General features: G+C 52.7%; 21 protein-coding genes. 6 read left to right on the plus strand and 15 right to left on the minus strand.

The window, feature by feature from the left end:
- Window positions 1-16 precede the first annotated feature (16 nt).
- From rpsI to zapE, 3 genes are all read right to left on the minus strand, one after another.
- A complete protein-coding gene (gene rpsI / locus OGY09_RS05530) occupies window positions 17-409 on the minus strand; it encodes a 30S ribosomal protein S9 (RefSeq protein ID WP_003025138.1) in 393 nt (130 codons plus the stop codon).
- 15 nt (window positions 410-424) lie between these two features.
- Window positions 425-853, minus strand: coding sequence for a 50S ribosomal protein L13 (gene rplM, locus OGY09_RS05535; RefSeq protein WP_003025141.1), 429 nt, complete (start codon window positions 851-853; stop codon window positions 425-427).
- Window positions 854-1071: 218 nt separating this feature from the next.
- Window positions 1072-2199, minus strand: a complete 1128-nt coding sequence (gene zapE, locus OGY09_RS05540; protein ID WP_048236865.1) for a cell division protein ZapE — start codon at window positions 2197-2199, stop codon at window positions 1072-1074.
- A gap of 192 nt (window positions 2200-2391) precedes the next feature.
- Here zapE and zapG point away from each other — a divergent pair, with 192 nt between their 5' ends.
- The 3 genes from zapG (at window position 2392) to degS (ending at window position 5483) form a co-directional block, all read left to right on the plus strand.
- The gene (zapG, locus tag OGY09_RS05545) at window positions 2392-2790 is read left to right on the plus strand and encodes a Z-ring associated protein ZapG (RefSeq protein WP_003025147.1); all 399 of its coding nucleotides are present in this window, start codon (window positions 2392-2394) and stop codon (window positions 2788-2790) included.
- 168 nt (window positions 2791-2958) lie between these two features.
- On the plus strand, window positions 2959-4326 hold the full coding sequence (gene degQ, locus OGY09_RS05550; RefSeq protein ID WP_008785951.1) for a serine endoprotease DegQ: 1368 nt from the start codon (window positions 2959-2961) through the stop codon (window positions 4324-4326).
- 89 nt (window positions 4327-4415) lie between these two features.
- Window positions 4416-5483, plus strand: a complete 1068-nt coding sequence (gene degS / locus OGY09_RS05555; protein WP_008785952.1) for an outer membrane-stress sensor serine endopeptidase DegS — start codon at window positions 4416-4418, stop codon at window positions 5481-5483.
- Window positions 5484-5629: 146 nt separating this feature from the next.
- Here the strand turns inward: degS and mdh are convergent, their stop codons facing one another.
- Entirely contained in the window at window positions 5630-6565 is a 936-nt protein-coding gene (gene mdh / locus OGY09_RS05560; RefSeq protein ID WP_008785953.1) for a malate dehydrogenase, read from the minus strand.
- Between the two features lie 436 nt (window positions 6566-7001).
- Between mdh and argR the strand changes: the two genes are divergently transcribed.
- Entirely contained in the window at window positions 7002-7472 is a 471-nt protein-coding gene (gene argR / locus OGY09_RS05565) for a transcriptional regulator ArgR (protein WP_003025162.1), read from the plus strand.
- A gap of 376 nt (window positions 7473-7848) precedes the next feature.
- Window positions 7849-8115 carry a peroxide/acid stress response protein YhcN gene (yhcN, locus tag OGY09_RS05570; protein ID WP_003828812.1) on the plus strand — a complete coding sequence of 89 codons (267 nt, stop codon included), beginning with the start codon at window positions 7849-7851 and terminating at the stop codon, window positions 8113-8115.
- A gap of 57 nt (window positions 8116-8172) precedes the next feature.
- Here the strand turns inward: yhcN and OGY09_RS05575 are convergent, their stop codons facing one another.
- The 4 genes from OGY09_RS05575 to aaeX form a co-directional block, all read right to left on the minus strand.
- Window positions 8173-8451 carry a barstar family protein gene (locus OGY09_RS05575; protein ID WP_003025168.1) on the minus strand — a complete coding sequence of 93 codons (279 nt, stop codon included), beginning with the start codon at window positions 8449-8451 and terminating at the stop codon, window positions 8173-8175.
- Between the two features lie 119 nt (window positions 8452-8570).
- Entirely contained in the window at window positions 8571-10538 is a 1968-nt protein-coding gene (gene aaeB / locus OGY09_RS05580; protein WP_204192245.1) for a p-hydroxybenzoic acid efflux pump subunit AaeB, read from the minus strand.
- 5 nt (window positions 10539-10543) lie between these two features.
- Window positions 10544-11476: a p-hydroxybenzoic acid efflux pump subunit AaeA gene (gene aaeA / locus OGY09_RS05585; protein WP_057067981.1), complete on the minus strand. Its 933-nt coding sequence runs from the start codon at window positions 11474-11476 to the stop codon at window positions 10544-10546.
- A gap of 7 nt (window positions 11477-11483) precedes the next feature.
- The gene (aaeX, locus tag OGY09_RS05590) at window positions 11484-11687 is read right to left on the minus strand and encodes a p-hydroxybenzoic acid efflux pump operon protein AaeX (protein ID WP_003828816.1); all 204 of its coding nucleotides are present in this window, start codon (window positions 11685-11687) and stop codon (window positions 11484-11486) included.
- A 184-nt stretch (window positions 11688-11871) separates the two neighbouring features.
- Here aaeX and aaeR point away from each other — a divergent pair, with 184 nt between their 5' ends.
- Window positions 11872-12801 carry an HTH-type transcriptional activator AaeR gene (gene aaeR / locus OGY09_RS05595; RefSeq protein ID WP_008785957.1) on the plus strand — a complete coding sequence of 310 codons (930 nt, stop codon included), beginning with the start codon at window positions 11872-11874 and terminating at the stop codon, window positions 12799-12801.
- 86 nt (window positions 12802-12887) lie between these two features.
- On the opposite strand, the gene tldD is transcribed toward aaeR, so the two are convergent.
- The 7 genes from tldD to mreB form a co-directional block, all read right to left on the minus strand.
- Complete coding sequence (gene tldD / locus OGY09_RS05600; protein ID WP_003025183.1) at window positions 12888-14333, minus strand: metalloprotease TldD; 1446 nt, start codon at window positions 14331-14333, stop codon at window positions 12888-12890.
- Window positions 14334-14480: 147 nt separating this feature from the next.
- Window positions 14481-18281 (minus strand): AsmA2 domain-containing protein YhdP, encoded by a 3801-nt coding sequence (gene yhdP, locus OGY09_RS05605; RefSeq protein WP_032945150.1) that lies wholly within the window; start codon window positions 18279-18281, stop codon window positions 14481-14483.
- Between the two features lie 111 nt (window positions 18282-18392).
- Complete coding sequence (gene rng / locus OGY09_RS05610; protein ID WP_003025190.1) at window positions 18393-19862, minus strand: ribonuclease G; 1470 nt, start codon at window positions 19860-19862, stop codon at window positions 18393-18395.
- A complete protein-coding gene (locus OGY09_RS05615) occupies window positions 19852-20445 on the minus strand; it encodes a Maf family protein (protein ID WP_032945152.1) in 594 nt (197 codons plus the stop codon). Before OGY09_RS05615 ends, rng begins: the two co-directional genes overlap by 11 nt.
- 7 nt (window positions 20446-20452) lie before the next feature.
- On the minus strand, window positions 20453-20941 hold the full coding sequence (gene mreD / locus OGY09_RS05620; RefSeq protein ID WP_003025196.1) for a rod shape-determining protein MreD: 489 nt from the start codon (window positions 20939-20941) through the stop codon (window positions 20453-20455).
- On the minus strand, window positions 20942-21964 hold the full coding sequence (gene mreC / locus OGY09_RS05625; protein WP_003828827.1) for a rod shape-determining protein MreC: 1023 nt from the start codon (window positions 21962-21964) through the stop codon (window positions 20942-20944).
- 66 nt (window positions 21965-22030) lie between these two features.
- Window positions 22031-23074, minus strand: coding sequence for a rod shape-determining protein MreB (gene mreB, locus OGY09_RS05630; RefSeq protein ID WP_000913396.1), 1044 nt, complete (start codon window positions 23072-23074; stop codon window positions 22031-22033).
- Between the last annotated feature and the right edge of the window lie 156 nt (window positions 23075-23230).

Here is a 23230-nt window from a genome sequence, read left to right on the forward strand (position 1 = left end):
CCGAAGCAGAGTACAATTAACGTTTGGAGAACTGAGGACGACGACGTGCTTTACGCAGACCGACTTTCTTACGTTCAACCTGACGAGCATCACGGGTAACGAAGCCAGCTTTACGCAGTTCGCCACGCAGGGATTCGTCGTACTCCATCAGAGCGCGGGTGATACCGTGACGGATCGCACCAGCCTGACCAGAGATACCACCACCTTTAACAGTGATGTACAGATCCAGTTTCTCAACCATGTCGACCAGTTCCAGCGGCTGACGAACTACCATGCGGGCAGTTTCACGACCGAAGTACTGTTCCAGAGAACGTTGGTTGATTACGATTTTACCACTGCCCGGTTTGATGAAAACGCGAGCTGCGGAACTTTTGCGGCGACCAGTGCCGTAGTATTGATTTTCAGCCATTGCCTATAATCCCGATTAGATGTCAAGAACTTGCGGTTGCTGTGCCGCGTGGTTGTGCTCGTTGCCAGCGTAAACTTTCAGTTTACGGAACATAGCACGACCCAGCGGGCCTTTTGGCAGCATGCCTTTAACCGCGATTTCAAGCACACGCTCAGGACGGCGAGCAATCATCTCTTCAAAGGTCGCTTGTTTGATACCACCGATGTGGCCGGTGTGGTGATAGTACACTTTGTCAGTACGCTTGTTGCCGGTTACAGCAACTTTGTCAGCGTTCAGAACGATGATGTAATCACCGGTATCTACGTGCGGAGTGTATTCCGCTTTGTGCTTACCGCGCAGGCGCAGAGCCAGTTCGGAAGCCAGACGGCCCAGAGTTTTACCGGTCGCGTCAACAACATACCAGTCGCGTTTTACGGTTTCTGGTTTAGCTGTAAAAGTTTTCATTAAAAGCTTACCCAAATAAATAAGTTACACGTTGGTGAACACCCAAACGTTTTGTCAGTTGAGGTTCACACGACATTGTCCAGCAAACCTACCCCTTCGAATAGCCTATGCCGGCGCATAGAAAGTTTTGGGAAAAAAACTCTCTCGTAACGTGGGGTCGCAAGATTATAGAGAAGTCAGGGTCAAAGATCGACCCCTTTATGTGATTTGCGGCAGGTTTAACCGGCTAAATGTTCCCGCTTCAGATACTCTTCGCTTTGCATCTCCTGCAAACGCGACAAACAACGCTGAAATTCAAACTTCAGACGCTCACCCTGATAAATTTCATAGAGGGGTGATGCCGCACTGACCACCAGCTTGACGTGGCGTTCGTAGAACTCATCCACCAATGCGATAAAGCGTCGCGCTTCACTCTCCATCAGCGGGGTCATGACCGGCACATCAGACAACAGCACCGTGTGAAACAGACGCGACAGCGCAATGTAGTCATGCTGACTCCGGGCATCGACGCAGAGCGTGGTAAACGACACCGCCAGCGTTTGGTTTTCGACGGCCAGCGTCTGCATCGGACGATGATTGATCTCCAGCGTTGGCGCATGTTCAACTTTGGTTCCCGCTAATGCCAGCCAAAGCTTATCCATCTGCTGGCGGGTTTCCTCATTCAATGGCGACAACCACAAATGCGCCTGCGTTAAGGTGCGCAGACGATAATCGACGCCGGCATCGACATTCATGATGTCGCAATGCTGTTTGATCGCATCAATGGCAGGAAGAAAACGCGTGCGTTGCAAACCGTTACGATATAGCTCATCTGGCGGAATATTGGAGGTCGCCACCAGCGTAATACCGCGGGCAAACAGCGCTTTCATCAGGCCGCCGAGCAGCATGGCGTCGGTGATATCAGAAACAAAAAATTCGTCGAAGCACAGCACGTCCGTTTCGGCCTTAAAGCGGTCGGCGATGATTTCCAGCGGATCGCTCTGCCCCTGTAAGGCAGTAAGCTCTTCATGCACGCGCAGCATAAAACGGTGAAAGTGCAAACGCTGTTTACGTTCGCCCGGCAGGCTATGGTAGAACAGATCCATCAGCCAGGTTTTTCCGCGCCCAACTCCGCCCCACATATATAAACCACGCACCGGCGCGTTGATCGGTGACTCACGCTTGCCCAGCAACTTACCAAAACGCGCCATCAGTCCACTCTCCTGCGGCGCAGGACGTGCTGGCGTTGTAAGCGCCTGGAAAATGGTTTCCAGTCGATTCACGGCTTCGAGTTGTACGTTGTCGGGTTGATGACTGCCGTCGTTGAGGGCTTGCTGGTAACGCGATGTAGGGGAAAAGCTTTGCATGATGTTATTGTTATTCCTTGAGAATAGATGTGCCGTCGCTCACGGTTGACGAAAAAAAGGCCGTTCTACATTACGTGATATAAACACGGGATTCCACTTCTACGGGATTAGCGGTTATAGTGGCATAATCAGGCGCAGGCATGGAGCCTAAAGCCAACACCCTACGGAAACACAAGACAACGGGAGATGTTCATGACCTGGGAATATGCGCTAATTGGGTTAGTCGTCGGTATCATTATTGGTGCTGTAGCCATGCGTTTTGGTAATCGTAAATTACGCCAACAGCAGGCATTGCAGTACGAACTGGAAAAAAATAAAGCTGAGCTGGAAGAGTACCGCGAAGAGCTGGTGAGCCACTTTGCCCGCAGCGCTGAATTGCTGGATAACATGGCGGACGATTATCGTCAGATTTACCAGCACATGGCGAAAAGCTCCAGCAACCTGCTGCCGGGTATGTCGCCGGAAAACAACCCGTTCCGTAACCGTCTGGCAGAGTCTGAAGCAGGCAACGATCAGGCGCCGGTTCAGATGCCACGTGACTATTCTGAAGGGGCATCCGGCCTGCTGCGTAGCGGCGCAAAGCGCGACTAACCGCACATCGTTAAGAAATTTATTGGGCGCAGCAATTGCGCCCTCCGCTTCTCTTCCTGTCCCAGCTATTATTTAGTCGTTAGCCGCATTGTGACCTAACCGAAAATTCAATAACATCAACCTGTTTTGAATCATCTTCCGTTTACTCAAGGTACGAGAGCAGGATCCATGAAAAAACAAACCCAGCTGTTGAGTGCATTAGCGTTAAGTGTCGGGTTAACTCTCTCGGCGCCATTCCCGGCCGCAGCGTCTATCCCCGGCCAGGTTCCCGGTCAGGCTGCGCTTCCCAGCCTCGCTCCGATGCTGGAGAAAGTGTTACCTGCCGTGGTGAGCGTAAGGGTTGAAGGTACAGCCACTCAGGGGCAGAAAGTCCCGGAAGAGTTCAAAAAGTTTTTTGGTGACGAACTTCCCGATCAACCGTCACAACCCTTTGAAGGACTGGGCTCAGGGGTCATCATTGACGCAGCCAAAGGCTACGTTCTGACCAATAACCACGTTATTAATCAGGCGCAAAAAATCAGCGTTCAGCTTAATGATGGCCGTGAGTTCGACGCTAAGCTTATCGGCAGCGACGATCAGAGCGATATCGCACTGCTACAAATTCAGCACCCCAGCAACCTGACGCAAATTGCCATTGCCGACTCCGACAAACTCCGCGTGGGTGATTTCGCGGTGGCTGTGGGTAACCCGTTCGGTTTGGGTCAAACAGCCACCTCCGGCATTGTATCTGCCTTGGGTCGCAGTGGGTTGAACCTGGAAGGTCTGGAAAACTTTATTCAGACTGACGCCTCTATCAACCGCGGTAACTCCGGCGGCGCATTGCTCAACCTGAACGGTGAGCTGATCGGTATTAACACCGCGATTCTGGCCCCCGGCGGCGGCAGCATCGGGATTGGTTTTGCAATCCCGAGCAACATGGCGCGCACGCTGGCACAGCAGCTGATGCAGTTTGGTGAAATCAAACGCGGTCTGTTGGGTATCAAAGGCACCGAAATGACCTCGGATATCGCCAAAGCGTTCAAACTGGACGTACAGCGTGGCGCGTTTGTCAGTGAGGTTCTGCCTAACTCCGGCTCCGCAAAAGCGGGAGTGAAATCTGGTGACGTCATTACCAGCCTCAACGGTAAACCGCTCAACAGCTTCGCCGAACTGCGTTCACGCATTGCGACAACTGAACCTGGGACCAAGGTCAAACTGGGCCTGCTGCGTAACGGTAAACCGCTGGAGGTTGAAGTCACCCTCGATACCAGCACATCATCGTCCGCCAGCGCAGAGATGATTGCGCCTGCGTTGCAAGGGGCCACGCTCAGCGATGGTCAGTTAAAAGACGGCACCAAAGGCATCAGAATTGATAACGTAGAAAAAAGCAGCCCTGCAGCACAGGCCGGTCTGCATAAAGATGACGTTATCATTGGCGTTAACCGCGATCGCGTAAACTCAATCGCCGAAATGCGAAAAGTGCTGGAAGCGAAACCGTCGATCATTGCTCTGCAGGTGGTGCGCGGTAACGAGAGTATTTACCTGCTCCTGCGTTAACGCATGCAACCGGACATCAGCCCCTCGTGTGATGTCCGGTAAACTCGTGATATGCTGCTGCCGTTCCCTTTATTAATGACGCCGCCATCATGTTTGTGAAGCTTTTACGTTCGGTCGCGATTGGTTTAATCGTCGGCGCCATCCTGCTGGCCGCGATGCCCTCTCTGCGAAAAATTAATACGCTTACCGCACCGCAGTTCGACAGTGCAGATGAAACGCCTGCCAGCTATAACCCGGCGGTTCGCCGCGCAGCGCCTGCCGTCGTGAACGTTTATAACCGCAGTATGAACAGTACCGCGCACAACCAGCTTGAGATCCGCACGCTCGGCTCAGGCGTTATCATGGATCAGCGCGGCTATATCATTACCAATAAGCACGTCATTAACGATGCCGACCAAATCATCGTCGCATTGCAGGACGGCCGCGTATTTGAAGCGCTGCTTGTAGGGTCTGATACGTTAACCGACCTTGCGGTGCTGAAAATCAACGCCACTGGCGGGCTGCCAACAATCCCAATTAATAACAAACGCGTGCCGCACATTGGTGACGTGGTACTCGCCATCGGTAACCCGTACAACCTTGGGCAAACCATCACTCAGGGGATCATCAGCGCCACCGGTCGAATTGGCCTGAACCCGACAGGACGGCAAAACTTCCTGCAAACAGATGCTTCCATCAACCACGGAAACTCCGGCGGTGCGCTGGTCAACTCACTGGGTGAATTGATGGGGATTAACACGCTGTCATTTGATAAGAGCAACGATGGCGAAACCCCGGAAGGGATCGGCTTTGCCATTCCGTTTCAGTTGGCGACCAAAATCATGGATAAGCTGATTCGTGACGGGCGCGTGATTCGTGGCTACATCGGTATCAGCGGTCGCGAAATTGCACCACTGCACGCTCAGGGCGGCGGGATGGATCAAATTCAGGGGATTGTGGTTAACGAAGTTTCCCCGGATGGTCCGGCAGCGCAGGCGGGCATTCAGGTTAACGATCTGATTATCTCGGTCAATAACAAACCGGCGGTGTCTGCGCTGGAAACGATGGACCAGGTGGCAGAGATTCGACCAGGTTCAGTTATCTCCGTTGTCGTGATGCGTGATGACAAACAGTTGACGCTGCAGGTAACGATCCAGGAATACCCAGCCACCAATTAACGTCACGTCTGGCGGCCTACTGACCATAAAAAAACCGGAGCATGTTGGCTCCGGTTTTTATTAGGCGGTATCGTAGAGAGTTAGTACGTAATGCCTGATGGCGCTACGCTTATCAGGCCTACAAATACACGCAGGCCTCTCTCGCGTTACTTAACGAACTCTTCGCCCAGTGTGATATCTTTTTTCAGCGTATCCAGCATGCCTTCCAGCGAGCTTTGTTCAAACGCGCTCAGCTTGCCGATAGACTGACGCTCTTCTACGCCGTTTTTACCCAGCAGCAGCGGCTGAGAGAAGAAACGAGCATACTGACCGTCGCCTTCAACGTAAGCACATTCAACCACACCTTTTTCGCCGCTCAATGCGCGAACCAGGGACAGGCCGAAACGTGCAGCAGCCTGACCCATAGACAGGGTTGCAGAACCGCCACCGGCTTTGGCTTCCACAACTTCAGTACCCGCATTCTGGATACGTTTAGTCAGGTCAGCTGCTTCTTGTTCGGTGAAGCTTACGCCAGGAATTTGTGACAGCAGTGGCAGGATGGTCACGCCAGAATGGCCGCCAATAACCGGAACTTCAACGTCGCCTGGTTGTTTGCCTTTCAGTTCCGCAACAAAGGTGTTGGAGCGGATGATGTCCAGCGTGGTCACGCCAAACAGTTTGTTCTTATCGTATACGCCTGCTTTTTTCAGCACTTCTGCAGCGATAGCAACGGTAGTATTCACCGGGTTGGTGATGATACCGATACACGCTTTCGGGCAGGTTTTAGCAACTTGCTGCACCAGGTTCTTCACGATACCGGCGTTGACGTTGAACAGGTCGGAACGATCCATACCCGGTTTACGTGCGACGCCCGCAGAGATCAGTACCACATCAGCACCTTCCAGTGCAGGGGTAGCATCTTCGCCGCTGAAGCCTTTGATTTTCACAGCAGTAGGGATATGGCTCAAATCAACGGCCACACCAGGTGTTACTGGAGCGATGTCGTACAGGGAGAGTTCTGAACCTGAAGGCAGTTGGGTTTTTAACAGTAATGCTAGCGCCTGACCGATACCACCAGCAGCGCCGAGGACTGCAACTTTCATCCTAAACTCCTTATTATATTGATAAGCAAAATGTCTATTGCTCCGCGGCGGCGACCTTAATTCACAAATCCAATGAATACAACAACCACGCGTCAAGAATGCGTAGTCACGCAAATTTGGCTTTTATGCATTTAACTTACGTAAAATAAAACCTAAGTTACGTAATTCAAAACCACCCACACAGTAGAGCAACTTTCCAACAGGTGCTGACAATATACCCTACCCGCCTCTCAAAACAACATCAATTTGATAACATTTAATTTACTTTTAACCTTATTTGCGAGCCGTGACACAGGCATGTTTCTTGATAACGAAATTTGATAAAATTCCGCTCTTTCATAACATTATTTCAGCCTTGAACAAGGCAGACTGTTTGCATAAAAATTCATCTGTATGCACAATAATGTTGTTTCTACCGCCATATTACGGGTGACTTATGCGAAGCTCGGCAAAACAAGAAGAATTAGTAAAGGCGTTTAAAGCGCTACTTAAAGAAGAAAAGTTCAGCTCTCAAGGCGAAATCGTCCTCGCGTTGCAGGATCAGGGCTTTGATAATATCAATCAGTCCAAGGTTTCACGCATGCTGACCAAATTTGGCGCCGTGCGTACCCGCAATGCGAAAATGGAAATGGTGTACTGCCTTCCGGCGGAACTGGGCGTACCCACGACCTCCAGTCCGCTGAAAAATCTGGTGCTGGATATCGACTATAACGATGCGGTCGTGGTTATTCATACCAGCCCTGGCGCTGCTCAGTTGATTGCACGTCTGCTGGACTCATTGGGGAAAGCGGAAGGTATCCTGGGTACGATTGCCGGTGACGATACCATCTTCACCACCCCAGCTAAGGGTTTTACGGTAAAAGATCTGTACGAAGCCATTCTGGAACTGTTCGAACAAGAACTGTAATACCACCTCCCCGTCGCCTCGCGGCGGGGGAAAACACTCTCTTTTCATCCCCCTCCTTCTCTTTTCCACTGCTATTGATTTAACAAATGGTGCGTTTAACCATCAAAATACATTCACATGGTGAATGTGCAGCCTTAAAAACGCACATTTTGCAAAATCAAGTATCTACATGATTTAATTAAATTTATTTTGTATAAGCTGTTTAAAATGCTCTTTTTAATTCCATTGAGTTATAAAAAATCATTTTCTTAACACTCAAAACCCAATGAAACAATTAGCGTGGTATTAATTTATCGGGTGATTAGTGTATACTTGATTTTGTGATGAGGGTCACGAAACACAGACCCCAATAAAAGAATTCGACGAGGTAAATATCATGAAAATCAAAACTACTATTGCAACCTTAAGCCTTCTTTCTGTTCTCTCCTTCGGTGCAAGCGCCGCGGTTACTCAGGTGAACTCACAAGAAGCACAGAATCTGCAATCCATCGGTAGCGTCTCCGTCTCTCAGATCGGTAGTTCACCAATGGACATGCGTCAGGCCATCGCCGCTAAAGCTGAAAAAGCAGGCGCCAGCAGCTATCGCGTCACCGAACTCCGTGAAGGTGCTCACTGGCACGCTACTGCAGAACTCTACAAATAAACCCTCGTCGTCTAAGTCCGACGACTTGCCCCCGCCTGCCGGGGGCTTTTTTATGTCTTACATTGAGTGACGAACGTTAAAACGCAACTGCCCTTCCAGCTCTTCTTCCGCTTCATCGAACAGTAAAATCAACGCGCCGTATCGCCTGCGCAGCTTGTCCGGTAAATGGACAAATTCAATCTCCAGCGGCAGCGGCAAGACCTCCCCGATCACCACCTCCCACAGAGAATCCAAATCAACCACCTTTTCCCGGGCCAGACCGAATGTGCGCGTGAACTCGCGGTAGAAATCGCCCTGATCTTCTATCTCGTCAAAATCAAATGTATAGATGTTCATCTATAGCCACCATCCCGACGCCAGCTACTCTACAGACCGCCAATATCCAGGGGTCTCTCGCATTTTCAGGTAAGTATAGCCATAAAAAAACCGACGCTTTTAGCGTCGGTTTACAACTCTTAATTACTGACCAGCGCATGCTGGTATTTGTGCAGCATCCCACTGAGTCGTTTTACCGGCTCGGTCACCTGCGGCGGTGCTTGCCAGATAATTAATTTCTCCTGGTAGACCTCGAGCTCCTCCAGTAACTGGCTAAAGTAGCGTCGGCGCTTGTCGTCATTTCCTGCTGAAATTACGTGATCGGCAGTACGCCGAAGCTGACGATGGAATGCGGATAGATCCTCGTTTACCGGTACCGGTGCATCACGCAGGCGCTGGTGCGCGATGATCATCGTCAGCGCCAGGCGAAACTTCGCCAGATCGCCGGGAAACTTGTTCATCAGCAAAAACAGCTGCTGATAAAGTGCCGGAAGATGATTTTCTTTACGACGGACTACATTGGTGGTCATTGCTGAAACCGCCGCCGACACGAACTGGTTGAGCAATACACGACCCGTTCGGTCGCGAGAGTTATCACGCACCAGCAGAATGACGATAAACGCCAACACGCAGCCAACAATCTGCCCCAGCGCACTGTCAAGGAACTGACTAAAGTGGAAGGTCATCGGGTTATCCAGCACAATGATATTAATGGTGCTGGCCAGCGCCCCCATCGATCCCAGCCGTCGTTTCTGTACCTCAATCCCCAGAAAGAATCCCAGCACCGCCAGGCTCAGGCACAGTAACAGCATACTTTGTTGCGTATTAGGGATAATCACCAGGAAATAGAGCGCTCCGAGCGGTAACGCTGCCAACGTCCCATAGATAAAGTCTATCGCCACCATGCGAGGATTTGGCAAACGCATTGCCAGCGAGGTGACGACCGCAATCATCACCATTGCACCGCTGCCGGAGGTCCATCCGGTCCATAGCCAGAATAAGGTCCCCAGCACACAAGAAAGCGTGGTACGCCAGAAGTTAACCATCGCATGATGACGCTCGGCAGACTCCACTTTCACCACCGGCTCACCTTGCAGGATCTCTTCTTCCGTAGCGCTAATCTTGGTATTACTCACCACACCACGTTTGAGCAGCAGGTAGCGCGTCGCCGCACCTGCCCAGCTGTATATGGTGACCGGCGTTTCGCGCTCGCCGGTCCAGGCAATCACCCGACGCATCCGCTTCAGCTGTTTGTGGACATCCTGCGCCGTTTCAACCGACGTATCGAACAACTCGCGGAAAGTATCAGTAATCAGTTCCGGTCGGGTGTTCTGAATAAGATAGGTTTCACAGGACTGCGTGATGAGCGTGAGCGACAGCGTGTTCAATGCTTTAAGCCTGCGGTTAGCACGCCCCCAGCGTGAAGACTCCATATTCAGGTTACTGCGCATACCTTCCAGCGCTGCCGTACGACGGACTAAATCGCCCCAGGCTTTATCCACAACCTCGCTGTCGCCGTGCTTAATGCACAACTGCATCAGTTGATATTGCGCCACCAGCAGGCTGTCCAGCTCAACATCAATCTCTTGTTTTATCGAACGGGGAGAGAAAAGTAGATCGGCCACAATGGCACAGACAATCCCCATCACAATTTCACTGCAACGTTCGAGCGCAAATTGCGGCGTCAGCAGCGGTTCGGCCTGAATGGTAATGACGATGATCAGCGCCGTATAGCCCGAAAGCCCCCAGGCATAGGAGTTTTCGATCTTCACCAGTGACGAGATCCAGGTACAAAATCCGGCCCAGATACAGCACACCAGGATCATCAATAACGGAGCGCGGATCATACTGATGATAATGATCAGTCCGGCAATACAACCGATAAATGTCCCGACAATACGCAGCATGCCGCGATAGCGAATAGCCCCTGAATAGGGTTCCCCACCGGCAGCAAAGGCCGGGCCTGCCGCCACAATGGCTGCAGTCAGCACCGCCCAACGCGGAGTCTCAAGTTGGAAGTGAAAACCAACGAACAGCGCCAGTACAATCGCGCACGCCAGTTTTACCGCAAAGCGGATATGCTGATTGGCAATGGAGAAAATACCCATCGCGATTAACCAAACTCGCGCAGGCGGTGCGCCATTTTACGGAAGAAGGACTCCTGGCTTGCATCACGGTCCTGCTTACCGGTAATGACAACGGTAGCCGTTGTCCCGGCAGGCCACAGAGTTCCCTGCTGCTCATCAAGGCGGATTCGTACCGGTACACGCTGCGCCAGGCGCACCCATTCCAGATTTGAATCAATGGTCGCCATACCTTTTGCATCCTGCGTACTGCTGGCATTTGTTACCCCCGCCGCCACGCTATCAACGGTGCCTTTTAAGACATTATTACTGCCCAACGGGGTGATCTCAGCGCGATAACCAGGGCGAACGCCTTCTAGTTTGGTTTCTTCCATATAAGCCAGCACATAGAAAGAATGCTGTTTGACCAGTGCCACCGCTGTGGAACCACGCGTAATAAATTCGCCGCTATAAACGTTCAGGTTAGTGACCCAACCGTCTGCTGGTGCGCGAATGACGGTACGTTCCAGATCTAATTTTGCCAGGTCGCGGGTCGCTTGTGCTTTCGCAAGCTGGTGTAATACGGTTTGCAGGACGTTGTTTGACTGGTCAATCTCTTCACGAGACATGGCCTGCACGCCCAGGCGGTTACGACGGCCAGCCTCCTGGCGTTTTTCCTGGGCCAGAACCTGATAATAAGAAACATCAGCTTCGGCCTGCTCAAGGGCTTTCTTATAGCGTGGCTGATCGATGGTGAACAGAATCTGATCCTTTTTCACCAGTTGGTTATCATGGACGTTAACGTTGGAAATAAGACCCGCAACATCCGGCGCAATAGCGACGACATCTGCGCTGAAACGCGCATCACGTGTCCATGGCGACTCGGTGTAATACACCCATGCGCGAAAAATAGCGATGAAGGCCAGAATGACCAGTACGAGAGTCGTGGCCGTACGGGAGAGTTTTTTTGTTAGTGTTTTCACTTCAACCTCAAACGAACAGGCGCGTTATTAAATAGAACAGGCAGCAATACAGCGCGGTGTTAAACAGAGCCGGATGCCAGACAAAATCATAGATGCCGGTTGGAACCAGCATCCGGCGCACCAGCCAGAAAATCGCCAGTGACAAAAGTAATTCGAAAAAAATCGGTGGGAAGGACAAACCAAACACCACGATAACGGGAAACAGACTCATGTTGACCTTGGTAACTTAAGAGAGTGCAGGTGATAGATTTTCTAGCGTATGTCACCGCAGAGAAGGGCAAGGATGAGCCAGGCGAGAGCGACATAGCTGTTATTTGAATAATAATATATTAACGTAACTGTTATGCTGTTATCTATATTATGTGATCTAAATCACTTTTAAGCCAGAGTGAACAATGGAACGATTAAAACGTATGTCGGTGTTCGCCAAAGTCGTCGAACTGGGCTCCTTCACCGCCGCCGCAAGACAGCTACAAATGAGCGTTTCATCGATAAGCCAGACGGTCTCCAAACTGGAAGATGAGCTACAGGTTAAGCTGCTAAACCGCAGTACACGCAGCATTGGGCTGACCGAAGCCGGTAAAATTTACTACCAGGGCTGCCGGAGAATGCTGCACGAAGCGCAGGATGTTCACGAGCAGCTTTATGCCTTTAACAACACGCCCATCGGCACACTGCGCATTGGTTGTTCTTCAACCATGGCACAAAATGTCCTCGCCGGATTGACCGCGACAATGCTGAAGGAATACCCCGGTCTGACGGTAAATCTGGTAACAGGCATCCCGGCCCCGGATTTAATCGCCGATGGTCTGGACGTGGTCATACGCGTCGGTGCGTTGCAGGACTCCAGTCTGTTCTCGCGTCGCCTGGGTGCCATGCCGATGGTAGTCTGCGCGGCTAAAAGCTATCTCGCACAGTTTGGTGCCCCGGAGAAACCCGCCGATCTCAGCAACCACTCGTGGCTGGAATACAGCGTGCGCCCGGATAATGAATTCGAGCTTATCGCTCCGGAAGGAATTTCCACCCGCCTGATCCCAGAGGGTCGTTTTGTGACTAACGATCCGATGACATTGGTGCGCTGGCTGGCTGCGGGTGCAGGCATTGCCTATGTGCCGCTAATGTGGGTGATCAATGAGATCAATCGTGGCGAAGTGGAGATCCTGCTCCCCCGCTACCAGTCGGATCCGCGTCCGGTCTATGCGCTGTATACCGAAAAAGACAAACTGCCGCTCAAGGTCCAGGTGGTGATTAACTATCTGACGGAGTATTTTGTCGATGTAGCGCAGCTTTTTCAGGGGATGTACGGCCGGGGAAAAGAGAAATAAAAAGAGTATTGGCCGGATAAGGCGTTGACGCCGCGTCCGGAAAGATGCCCGATAGCGCTGGTGCTTATCGGGCATACATCATGATGTTATGCAGTACCACCCACCGTCAGGTTATCCACCTTCAGCGTCGGCTGGCCCACGCCCACCGGCAGGCTCTGCCCTTCTTTACCGCACACACCAACCCCGTTATCCAGCTTCAGGTCGTTACCTACCATTGAAATCTGCTGCATCGCTTCGATACCAGACCCAATCAGCGTCGCGCCTTTCACCGGTTTGGTTACTTTACCGTTTTCAATCAGATACGCTTCAGACGTCGAGAACACGAATTTCCCGGAGGTGATATCCACCTGGCCGCCGCCGAAGTTAGGCGCATAAATGCCGTATTCAACGGATTCGATGATTTCCTGCGGCGTGGATTTCCCCGGCAGCATGTAGGTGTTGGTCATGCGTGGCATCGGCAGGTGCGCGTAAGATTCACGGCGACCGTTACCCGTTGGCGCGACGCCCATCAGGCGCGCGTTCAGTTTGTCCTGCATGTAGCCTTTCAGAATACCGTTTTCGATCAGCACGTTGTACTGACCCGGTGTGCCTTCATCATCAATAGCCACAGAGCCACGACGGTCCGCCATTGTGCCATCATCCACAACGGTACACAGTTCCGACGCCACCAGCTCACCCATGTGACCGCTGAATACCGAGGTACCACGGCGGTTAAAGTCACCTTCCAGACCATGACCGACCGCTTCATGCAGCAGAACGCCAGGCCAGCCAGCGCCGAGTACTACCGGCAGCGTACCAGCAGGCGCTGCTACCGCGGACAAATTAACTAACGCCATGCGTACGGCTTCTTTCGCCCACGCGTCAGCACGGACTTCACCATCAAGGTCGCCAAGGAAATAGTCATAGCCAAAACGACCGCCACCACCGCTGGCACCGCGCTCGCGCTTACCGTCCTCTTCGACCTGGACGCTTACGGACAGGCGTACCAGCGGGCGAACGTCAGCGGCCAACGTACCGTCGGTCGCTGCTACCAGGATCAGTTCATAAACACCGGTCAGGCTGGCGGTTACTTCCTGGACGCGTTTGTCGGCGGCACGGGCCACGCTATCAACGCGACGCAGAATATCCAGTTTCTCTTCGCGGCTCATGCTCTGTAACGGATCAACCGAAGTGTAAAGCGCCTGATGCTCAACCGCTCCCAGCGTTTTTACTTTGCCGTCACCGCTGTCACGCACGATAGTACGGGCAGCATGAGCACTTTGCTCCAGCGCCAGCAGGCTGATCTGGTCTGCATAGGCAAACCCTGTTTTTTCGCCGCTGATGGCGCGCACGCCAACACCCTGATCGATATTGTAAGAGCCGTCTTTAATGATGCGGTCTTCTAAAACCCAGGATTCGTGATAGCTCGACTGAAAATAGAGATCGCCGTAGTCAAGACGGCGTTCGGCCAGTTGGCCCAGAATGGCAAACAGATCCTGATGTTTCAGGCCATTCGCCGCTAGCAATTGTTCACTTACCAGGTTCAGACTCATCGTTTTGGTTACTCATTTAATTCTGCCGGATGGCGGCAAAAACGCCTTATCCGGCCTACGTTGTTAGGCTACTGTAGGCCGGATAAGCGCTGCTCCATCCGGCAATACTATGTACTGAGATTGGGGCAATTACTTGCCCCCGTCAAATCATTGCTGGCTTTCTTTGCGCGGCTGACGCAGAACTTCGTTAATCTGCGGTTTATCGACCGGACCGGTGATGCGATAGCGCAGAATCGAAACTTTGCTCCATAATGGCCCCAGAACCTTACTGGCAGCAAATACCGCCGCGCCGACAATCGGGTTGACAGCAAACGCAGCGGCAACCCCTACGGTGGCAGAAATTTCAGGCGCGACAATGGCTTCCATATCCAGCTCCCGACGGACCAGGTTCACTGAGCCTTTCATCGCAATGTCTGCCTCCAGACCATCCACCAGCGTGTCGTCGGTATGCATCACACCATCTTTAATCCACGCCGTGCTGCGAATCGAGTCGAAATAGAAACCTTCACTGAAGGTATCGCTAAAATCAAAACGTAGTTTACGTAGCAACGCATCAAAGCTCAGCAGTCGCAACAGTTGCCCCGCATGCCCGGTACTGAGTTCGGTAAGCTCACCTTTGCCCAACCGGGTACGCAAAATCCCATTCAGCGATGCTTCGTCCGGATCCCACGGCGGGTTACGCCAGTGCAGGTCATACTCCACGTTGAACGAAGAATTACGAATCGGGGTCGATACGCCAAAGAAACTGGCCGCAGAGTCAATTTTATTACCGCTCAGTTTACCCTTCAGTGACGTTCGCTCTTTGCCCGGCGCATTCACCCACACGCCATCGGTGGTCAGTCTGGCAAAGCCCGTATCCAACAGACCGTTGCTCAACGTTAGCGTGTCGCCTTTAATTGCTACATCGGCATCAATGCGCCCATATTTCTGTCCCCACATCCAGCACTCGGCACAGCGTAACTGAAGGTCAGGCCAGCCGCGGAAGCTGAAGTTGTCCACGGCGGAAAACGGCGAGGCTGATGTGTTGCCCGGTGACGCTTTCGCCGCGCTGGGGTTGTAATAAAGATACTTAATATTGGCCAGCCATGGCGCATTATTGCGCATCGCCAGCGTGGCATTAATTTCACGACCCTGCGCCTGCACGATGGAGCCATTGCTCGCAGGCTCAGACACAATACTCAAATTATTCCACTGCTGACCGCCCAGGGATAATGATGGCGTACGCACGGTGATGCGTTGTGGGAAGTTGGCATTAGTGCCAACGTTATCCGCTGCGCCTTTTTGGAACAACGCCAGCCATTGCGCGCCATCCATAGGGGGAAGATTAAGCTCAATGCCTTGCTGATCGGGTAACGCGGGCACAGTACGGCTTTCCGACGTCCAGATAGCGCGGTCAAGCGTCAGTTTCTGATTCAGCAACCAGCGGCTGTTAAAGTGGTTCTTACTGCCAGCATTGCCGGTCAGTTCAAAGCTGCGCAGATTACCGTTGGCCTTAACATTCACCGGCAACGCTTCACCGGGCGCTTTATTCAGCGGAGCAGGTAAGTGACTACTTACATTCTTCAGGTCACCCTTTAGCTCAATGTCGTAGGTCGGCCCGGCATGATACGGAAGATCGATACCCACCTTGCCATTCCACGCCATGCTACCGCTTAAGGCATCGTTGACCTGCGCCGGTAAAATCCCCATGCGGGTTGGCTGCCAGTCGCCTTGCAAGTTCACGGCTACCTGATAGGCTTTCGCCCCTTCGGTGGTGGAGAAGTCGACGTTCAGCGGCTGATTAAACCAGTTCGCCGTCATCGGCTCGCTCTTCAGATCGCCGTTGATAAAGCTGAATTTACCATTCAAATTCTTCAGCGTGCTGTCGAGTGGTTTAATAAACAAGCTGTTATTACGCAGGTTGACGTCGCCTTTGGCGGTAACCAGCGAGCCGTCTAGCGGAATATCAAGATGTAAGCGAGCATTCACATCACCGTCAATTTGCAACTGTTCCAGCGTGGCGCCGAGAGAATCCTTCAACGGAGTCTCATCAAAATAAGGTCCAACCGCCTTGCCTGGCCCGTTGATATCGGCATCAATCAGCAGCTTTTCTTTTGCATAGTCGGGAATATTAGCCGTCAGGTTACTGGCCTTCACGCCGCCTAGATTGACGCTATCCGTCTTCATCCACAGGCCATCGTTAATGAAGTTTAGTTCGATATTAAGATCGGTTAGCGCAGGCCAGTCGGGCTGGAAAGCAAATTTCGCATTGCGTAGCGGCACCAGGACCTGAAACTGCCCTTCATTGTGCAGATACGGGAACAGATTCGGGTTACCGCCATACACCAGCGTGGCGTTATCCGCTTCGCCGCCCTGAATAGCGCCGCTGAGGTAGTCAACCAGATCCTTACCCATCAGGTTTTCCGGGAAATAGCGCCAGGCCTGGGAGCCATCGTCGGTGCTGATACCGGCCAGAATGCCCAACCATGGCTCATCATCAGCCGGTTGCAGATAGCGAAAACCACCGCGCGCATGTACCGCTTTCGCTTTAACATCAATGTTGCGCCCGTCTAACTGGAAGCCTTTATCATTCTTCAGCCAGCTTAGCGTCGCCACGCCGTTCTCTATTTCCAACGGCGCTCGGAAGACGGTTTCATACGGCATTTTTGCTTGTTTCATGGAGGCGGTAAGCGCCCCATTTTCAACGCTTCCCGCAAGCGTACCGGAGAAATGTTCTGCCCCCGGCAGCAGCTTCCACTGTTTCCAGGCCAGATCGGTCCACGAGGACTGGAAGCGGGTTTTTTCTGTCGCCTGTAACGGGATATCCAGCGCAAGCACATCTATTTTGCCGCTCGGCTGCGTAGCTCGCCAGATATCCCCCAGCGCAGGCGATAGCCTGGATGCCATCGGACGCAGCCCTTCTAACCCGGCCAGATCCAGATTGCTGGCACGAATGCGTAGCTCATCACTGCGTTTGTTATTCTCACCACCGACTTCCTGCTCAGGGATCCAGGCCAGCGTTAATGCCCCGCTCGGCCAGGGCTTATCATCCATGGTGATACGCGTATCGGGAATAGAGAATTGCCAGCCCGGCTCTTCACGGCTGATGTGCGCCGTCAGATTATCGACGGAAAGCGTATGCGTACGATTTTCACCCAGCCAACTTGCCCCGCCTTTTTTCAGCCAGACATCACCACCAGAAACGACGCCTTTGCTGATCGTCATCCATGCTTCCAGGCTAAAACGCGCGGTTTGTAGCGCGACATTATCCTGCATCCATTTGCCCAGCCATGGTTTGACGTCGATGTCGTCTGCCTGCAGCCAGACCCGACCGTTATTCAACAGCCCTTCGTCATCACGCAGATCCATACGCACCTGCATAATGCCGTGCTGTCCGGTCAGGCTGGAGAGGCTGACCTGACCCTCGGCGCGATGCCGATTTTTACCATTCAACCAGGTAAGCTGGGGGATCGCCAGTTCAGCACGTTGACCTGAGAGGGTTATAAAGCTGATATGGCTGTCGCGTAGATCGAAATGATCAAACTGACGCAGGAAGAGATCGCTGAGATGGCCGGTTTCAATCCCATCTCCGCCTTCGCTGCGCTGGATAGGAGTATTGGTGCGCAACTGCAGTTGCCAGAAGGTGAGATCGCGAAATTGCCAGCGCATGTGCAGCAAACTTTGCCAGACATCCAGCGCCAGCGTGACGCGTTTTACCGAAAATTCTCCCCCATCTTTCAGCTGCGCATGGATATTGCGCGCTTCAAGCGTAGGACCGAAATTTTGCCAGCTGGCAGAAAGCTGGCTGGCGGAAACAGGCAGACCTGTGGCGGATTCAATCTTGCCAAGAATGGCCGGACGCCAGCTATCAAGATGAGGTAACGCAAGGCGCAGTCCACTGACCAGCAGCGCTGCGATGACAACGAATGCGGCTCCAGTGAGCAGTAAAATCCCCGGCAATCGCCTCACGCGCCTCTCCTTGTCTACCAAAAAATATGACTCACACCCCTTGAGTGAATATTGCCGGATAACGGCGCTTGCGCCTTATCCGGCTTACATGCGCGGGTGCCACTACACGATTTACATCATGACGACGTCGAACTGCTCCTGGTTATACAGCGGTTCGATTTGTACTTTGACCTGTTTGCCGACAAAGATCTCAACTTCCGCCAGCGCATGTGACTCTTCACCTTTCAGGGTTTCAGCCACTGCCGGAGAGGCATAAACCAGGAAACGATCGGAGTCATATGCATGGTGTACGCGCACGATTTCGCGCATGATTTCATAGCATACGGTTTCCACCGTTTTCACCGTACCACGCCCATGGCAGGTCGGACACTCGTTGCACAGTACATGTTCCACGCTTTCACGTGTGCGTTTACGCGTCATCTCCACCAGGCCCAGCTGTGAAAAACCGTTAATGCTGGTTTTTACGCGATCCTTGCTCAGAGCCTGCTCCAGGGAGTGCAGCACCCGACGACGGTGATCTTCATTATTCATGTCGATAAAATCGATAATGATAATACCGCCGAGGTTACGCAGACGCAGCTGACGAGCAATGGCCTGCGTTGCTTCAATATTAGTATTAAAGATAGTGTCGTCGAGATTACGATGCCCAACAAACGCGCCGGTATTGATATCGACGGTGGTCATCGCTTCGGTTTGATCGATGATCAGATAACCGCCGGACTTCAGCTCAACTTTGCGTTCCAGCGCGCGCTGGATTTCATTCTCAACGTCAAAGAGATCAAAAATAGGCTGTCGCCCGCTGTAATGTTCCAGCTTGCTGGTCATCTCGGGGATATATTCCGCCGTAAATTCCAGTAACGCCTCATAGGTCAGACGGGAGTCGACGCGGATGCGGTCAAGCTGCGCATCGGCAAAGTCACGCAACACGCGCTGTGCCAGTGCCAACTCACCGTACATCTGGTAGCGCGTTTGCGGGCGCTTTTTACGCTCCATGACTTTCGTCCAGACGCGCTTCAGGTAGGCAGCATCCGAGGCCAGATCCTCTTCGCATACGCCTTCCGCCGCCGTACGAATGATGAAGCCGCCCTGCTCATCGCAGTAATCCGCCACCACTTTTTTCAGGCGTTCGCGTTCGGTTTCGCTTTCGATACGTTGGGATACGCCAACGTGCGAAGCACCCGGCATAAAGACGAGATAACGGGAAGGTAGCGTGATGTCCGTCGTCAGGCGTGCGCCTTTAGTTCCCAACGGATCTTTTACCACCTGCACCATCAGATCCTGACCCTGGCGCACCAGTTCAGAAATGTCGCGTACGGTGAACTGTTTTTGTTCTTCACCCGCCACGCATTCGGTGTGCGGCATGATGTCAGAAGCGTGAAGAAATGCGGCTTTATCCAGTCCAATATCTACAAAAGCCGCCTGCATACCCGGAAGTACACGACTTACACGACCTTTGTAGATATTGCCTACGATTCCGCGTCGCGCCTCACGTTCAATATGAATTTCCTGCAGAATACCACCATCGATGTAAGCCACCCGAGTTTCCGATGGCGTTACGTTTACCAACAATTCAGCCGTCATGTTTATCCCTTTTCTCACGCAGTGCGTTAAAATTGGTCAGCAACTCATACGTTTCTACCAGCGGTAAGCCGACTACGGCGTGATAGCTGCCATTTATCTTCCTGACAAAACAGCCACCCAACCCTTGAATACCGTATGCACCTGCTTTATCCATTGGTTCACCGCTGGCAACATAGCCCGCGATGTCCTCATCGGTTAGTGCTCTGAATGTCACTTCCGTCACTACCAGGCAGTCCAGACTGTGCTGGCGATCGGCCAGTGCCACGGCCGTCATAACTTGATGCGTTTTGCCCGACAGTTTGCGCAGCATTACTGCGGCATGGTCGGCGTCGTGCGGTTTTTCCAACACTTCGCCATTAAGGATAACGATGGTATCCGCACCCAATACCGGCAAATCGCGCTGGGCCAGCGCTACGCCAGCCTGCGCTTTTTCGCGCGCCAGACGGGAAACGTACTGCTGCGCGCTTTCCTGCGGGTGCCGCTGTTCTTCAATCCCAGGGACCAGTCGTTCAAACGTAACACCAAGCTGAGCGAGCAACTCCTGACGACGTGGAGAACCTGAAGCAAGATACAGAGTATTCATATCAACCTTATTGCACCGCAAACTGCTGACGGACTTTACGCATCAGTAAGAATAGCCATGGCCAAAGCACACCATTCACTACACTACTCCAGAACACTTCAGGTCTGAAAGAGACGTTGATCACTAAAAACTCGGCCCAGAAAACAATAATATCCACGACCAGTGATAACAACATGACCACCAGCGCCTGTTGCCAGAGCGCGAGGTTTCGGAATAGCTGGAATTTCAACGCGACCAGATAAGCAATGATACTCATCGACAATGCGCGCACGCCAAGCGTGGAGCCGCTGATGAGATCCAGTATGGCACCCACCACAAATCCCGTGCCCACATTTACGCGATGCGGCAGTGCCAGGATCCAATACAACAAGATGAGCAGCACCCAGTTTGGCCGGAAAACCAGAATGTCATCCGGCCAGGGCATGACTTGCAGCAACAGTGCAATAAGGAACGAGAGCCAAATCACCCAACGTCCCTGGCTACGATAGCTTGCCACTTACTGTCCTCCCGGCTTACGCGGAGCAGGTTGTGGCGGCGTGGTATCTGCGGGCGCTGGAGCCACGCCTGTTGCAGGTGCTGGCATTGGCGCAGGCGGTCCCATGGTATCTGGTGCAGGCAGAACTTGCGGCATCATTTGCATCAGACGTTCATTCGCAACGCGGTGTACTTCTTCCGGCGTCATCGGGTTTGCGCCATTACGATCGGCACCCCACAACAGCAGCAGATAGCGCAGACGCTGCAGACCCGCGGTCGGGCGAGCCTGAATCACGGTATAAGCGCGCTGAGTGTCCAACTTAACGGAAGAAACAACAGCAACCGGATAACCTTCAGGGAAACGTCCACCCAGACCCGAGGTGACCAGCACATCGCCAACGCGAATGTCGGTGTTAGCTGGCAGGTGTTCGAGCTGAAGATCGTCGGTGCAGCCGTTACCCGCAGCGATCACGCGGATATCATTACGCAGTACCTGAATGGGCAGCGCATGCGTCGCATCGCAAATCAGCAGCACGCGGCTGGTCAATTTAGCCACCGCCACGACCTGACCTACTACGCCTTTGTCGCTAATAACCGGCTGGCCTTCGTAGACGCCGTTAACGCTCCCTTTGTCGATCACGACCTGATCGCTGTAAGGGTCATTAACCGTTGAGATGACCTGCGTCACCATCTTTTGTTCGTCCTGACGCAATGGCGATCCCAGCAGCTCACGCAAACGCGCGTTCTCCTGTTTGTATTGCCCCAGCATCAGCAGTTCGCTGTTTTTCAGCAGCAGTTCCTGACGCAACGCCCGGTTTTCAAGTTCGAGTTGGTCACGCGAAGCCAGCGTTTGCGACACGCCGTCGAGTAATTCACGAGGACCATTTGAGATAAAGTAGAAAGGACTGACGGCGGTATCCATGTACGTTCGGATTTGACTAAACGTACCCAGGCGGCTGTCGGCAATAATAACGCCGAGCGCCACCAGCACCGCCAGAATAAGGCGAATCTGTAGCGACGGGCCACGGCTAAAAATTGGCTTCATAGTCTATGCGTATTCTCGTATCAGAGCGGAAGGGCAACCCGCGGGGGCTACCCAACCTGCATCCGATTACTCTTCGCTGAACAGGTCGCCGCCGTGCATGTCGATCATTTCCAGCGCCTTGCCGCCGCCGCGCGCCACGCAGGTCAGCGGATCTTCAGCAACAACAACTGGAATACCGGTTTCTTCCATTAACAGACGGTCAAGGTTACGCAGCAGCGCACCGCCACCGGTCAGCACCATACCGCGTTCGGAGATGTCAGACGCCAGTTCCGGCGGGCACTGTTCCAGTGCAACCATTACTGCGCTTACGATACCGGTCAGTGGTTCCTGCAGAGCTTCCAGAATCTCGTTAGAGTTCAGGGTAAAGCCACGCGGAACGCCTTCAGCCAGGTTACGACCGCGAACTTCGATTTCGCGCACTTCGTCACCCGGATAAGCGGAACCGATCTCGTGTTTAATACGTTCTGCGGTCGCTTCACCGATCAGTGAACCGTAGTTACGACGAACATAATTAATGATGGCTTCATCGAAGCGGTCGCCGCCAATACGGACAGAAGAGGAGTAAACCACGCCGTTCAGGGAGATAACGGCAACTTCAGTGGTACCACCACCGATATCCACAACCATTGAACCGGTTGCTTCAGAAACTGGCAGACCCGCACCGATCGCGGCCGCCATCGGCTCTTCGATCAGGAAGACTTCACGAGCACCTGCGCCCTGAGCGGATTCACGGATCGCACGGCGTTCAACCTGAGTTGCTCCAACCGGTACACACACCAGTACGCGCGGGCTTGGGCGCATGAAGCTATTGCTGTGCACTTGCTTAATAAAGTGCTGGAGCATTTTTTCAGTCACGAAGAAGTCAGCAATAACGCCGTCTTTCATTGGGCGAATTGCAGCGATATTGCCCGGCGTACGACCCAGCATCTGCTTCGCATCATGACCTACTGCAGCCACGCTTTTCGGCGAACCGGCACGATCCTGACGAATGGCCACAACAGAAGGCTCATTCAATACGATGCCTTGTCCTTTTACATAAATAAGGGTATTCGCGGTACCCAGGTCAATGGACAGGTCATTGGAAAACATGCCACGAAATTTTTTCAACATACTAAGGGATAATCCTGAAAGCTGGGGCGGAAAACAAAATCCGCTTACTTTACCAACCACACGCAGCAGCGACAAGGCGCAAAAATCATCTGCTACGGTGAAAATTAGTGCAGTTCGTTTCCTTTGTTACAAAACCGGCCTGAGTCCATCAGGGCT

Source organism: Citrobacter sp. Cpo071, from assembly GCF_030332765.1.
Taxonomy (GTDB): domain Bacteria; phylum Pseudomonadota; class Gammaproteobacteria; order Enterobacterales; family Enterobacteriaceae; genus Citrobacter; species Citrobacter portucalensis.

Coding starts and splice junctions, on each gene's coding strand:
- rpsI (WP_003025138.1), bottom strand. CDS start 409: ATGGCTGAAAATCAATACTACGGCACTGGTCGCCGCAAAAGTTCCGCA.
- rplM (WP_003025141.1), bottom strand. CDS start 853: ATGAAAACTTTTACAGCTAAACCAGAAACCGTAAAACGCGACTGGTAT.
- zapE (WP_048236865.1), bottom strand. CDS start 2,199: ATGCAAAGCTTTTCCCCTACATCGCGTTACCAGCAAGCCCTCAACGAC.
- zapG (WP_003025147.1), top strand. CDS start 2,392: ATGACCTGGGAATATGCGCTAATTGGGTTAGTCGTCGGTATCATTATT.
- degQ (WP_008785951.1), top strand. CDS start 2,959: ATGAAAAAACAAACCCAGCTGTTGAGTGCATTAGCGTTAAGTGTCGGG.
- degS (WP_008785952.1), top strand. CDS start 4,416: ATGTTTGTGAAGCTTTTACGTTCGGTCGCGATTGGTTTAATCGTCGGC.
- mdh (WP_008785953.1), bottom strand. CDS start 6,565: ATGAAAGTTGCAGTCCTCGGCGCTGCTGGTGGTATCGGTCAGGCGCTA.
- argR (WP_003025162.1), top strand. CDS start 7,002: ATGCGAAGCTCGGCAAAACAAGAAGAATTAGTAAAGGCGTTTAAAGCG.
- yhcN (WP_003828812.1), top strand. CDS start 7,849: ATGAAAATCAAAACTACTATTGCAACCTTAAGCCTTCTTTCTGTTCTC.
- OGY09_RS05575 (WP_003025168.1), bottom strand. CDS start 8,451: ATGAACATCTATACATTTGATTTTGACGAGATAGAAGATCAGGGCGAT.
- aaeB (WP_204192245.1), bottom strand. CDS start 10,538: ATGGGTATTTTCTCCATTGCCAATCAGCATATCCGCTTTGCGGTAAAA.
- aaeX (WP_003828816.1), bottom strand. CDS start 11,687: ATGAGTCTGTTTCCCGTTATCGTGGTGTTTGGTTTGTCCTTCCCACCG.
- aaeR (WP_008785957.1), top strand. CDS start 11,872: ATGGAACGATTAAAACGTATGTCGGTGTTCGCCAAAGTCGTCGAACTG.
- tldD (WP_003025183.1), bottom strand. CDS start 14,333: ATGAGTCTGAACCTGGTAAGTGAACAATTGCTAGCGGCGAATGGCCTG.
- rng (WP_003025190.1), bottom strand. CDS start 19,862: ATGACGGCTGAATTGTTGGTAAACGTAACGCCATCGGAAACTCGGGTG.
- OGY09_RS05615 (WP_032945152.1), bottom strand. CDS start 20,445: ATGAATACTCTGTATCTTGCTTCAGGTTCTCCACGTCGTCAGGAGTTG.
- mreC (WP_003828827.1), bottom strand. CDS start 21,964: ATGAAGCCAATTTTTAGCCGTGGCCCGTCGCTACAGATTCGCCTTATT.
- mreB (WP_000913396.1), bottom strand. CDS start 23,074: ATGTTGAAAAAATTTCGTGGCATGTTTTCCAATGACCTGTCCATTGAC.